Source organism: Bacillus sp. AFS098217, from assembly GCF_002551815.1.
Classification (GTDB): Bacteria; Bacillota; Bacilli; order Bacillales; family Bacillaceae_G; genus Bacillus_A.
In genome coordinates, this window is sequence record NZ_NVPR01000136.1 from 1 (window position 1) to 1,777 (window position 1,777).

Genomic DNA, 1,777 nt, shown 5'->3' on the forward strand with positions numbered 1-1,777 from the left:
GACGTCGCCAAGCAACCTTAGACGAGTCAGAATGACTCGTCTTTTTTGTGTTTTATTTTCTATTTGTAGGCAGTAAGATTCTCACTTTGTCCCAAGGTTTAGATGATGAAAGAAGAAGGATAATAGTTTGTAAAAACCCAAGTCGTGACGAGAATTTTTCTTTATTGCAAAAAGGATCTTATATGCATAAATCCATTTTAATTCTTCAACATGTCCTTTACAAAGGGTACAGATTACTCGTTTTACTTCGCATGTGGCAAAAAAGGCCCTGACAGATGCTCTCTCTCATCTGAAAAGAGGGGTTTTATGTCGGTTTTTTAATTGATATATATATAGAAAAAACAAGTAAAATATAAAAGTAGAATTTTATAATTAAGGTTTTTACTTAACGGAAGGAATAGATACATGAAATTTTAGGATGGGTGTGGGTGATTATGAAAGAGATATGTATGTTATTAGTAGCAATTATACTATGGGGAACAGCAATTGCTCCGACAAAATGGGCGTTAGAGTTAATTCAACCATTCACTTTATTATTTCTTCGTCTTTGTTTTGCTGGAGGGATATGTCTGCTTTTTTCTTTTCATCAGCTACGAAAAAATATTGTAAATAAGGATGTCCCATGGAAAAGGATGAGCTTGTTATCTTTTACTGGTGTAGCAGGATACTTCATGTTTACCTCGTATGGGATTTCTTTAACAAGTGGGTTACATGTTAGTATCATTGACGCTGCTTTACCATTAGTTACAATCATTTTCTCGGCACTGTTTCTAAAAGAAAAAATTCAGTTAAACTATTGGGTTGGAGTTATATTAGGTTTTATAGGAGTAATATGTATTACGATTCCATCTGGTAATGATACTCAAAGTTCTTCTTTAGTTGGAGATATGCTTATTCTATTAAGTACTTTTGTATTTGCGTTTTATACAATATTATTAAAAAGGCCAAAACAAGAAAGAAATCTATCAAGCGAAGTATTTACAACATTAACATTGCTCATTGGGGCAATCATTCTATTCCCCTTTGCGGCTATTGAAACTTTTTACTGTGGTCTACCTCAAATAGGTACATGGAAGACAGGACTTAGTTTTATGTATCTTGTTGTTTGTGCAACAATTCTTGCCTATTGGTTTTGGAATAAGGCACTAGAAAAGGTTGCGGCATCAGTAAGTGGACTATATCTAAATGCTTTACCACTCATAAGTATTATTACCTCGGTTATTTTATTAAATGAATCTTTAACGTGGGATATTTTAATAGGGGGATGTCTAGTTTTATTAGGAGTTGTCTGGGCAGATAAAGATAAATTGCGTGTTCTAATAAAATCTGTAGATCGACAAACTAAAGAAAATAAAGAGTATAAATCATATTAATGTGAGAATATAAGAAGAGGGTAGACGATTCATTGAATGGTTCCTATAATATCTAAAAAACAGTTCCAAAGGCGTCTGCCGATGGAATAGAGGGATTGTGCCATCAGGCAGTTGTGTCAACTTCACTCGTGTTAAGCATCTCTTGAAGATGATACACGAGAACCCCCCTCACCTCAAAATTCGAAGGAGATAAGTGGCGAGAGTTTTCATAGGAGGAATAAAAATATTTAATTTTTATATAAAAAGCATTGACTATTTTAATGTGTAAGTGTAATATTATACGAGTCGCCGATAGCAACAAAGCAAAACGCGGCAAACGAAATAAAAAACTTAGTTGACATTGAAACATAGAAATGTTAACATAAGGGAGTCGCAAATGAGCGACAAACAAGTTCTTTGAAAAC

The 1,777-nt window shown here is 33.8% G+C and carries 1 protein-coding gene; it reads left to right on the forward strand.

Annotation, left to right across the window (positions count from 1 at the left end; translation table 11 throughout):
• Nucleotides 1–434: 434 nt before the first annotated feature.
• On the forward strand, nucleotides 435–1,373 hold the full coding sequence (locus tag COO03_RS23780) for a DMT family transporter (protein ID WP_170958195.1): 939 nt from the start codon (nucleotides 435–437) through the stop codon (nucleotides 1,371–1,373).
• The last annotated feature ends 404 nt before the right edge of the window (nucleotides 1,374–1,777 follow it).

Coding starts and splice junctions, on each gene's coding strand:
- COO03_RS23780 (WP_170958195.1), top strand. CDS start 435: ATGAAAGAGATATGTATGTTATTAGTAGCAATTATACTATGGGGAACA.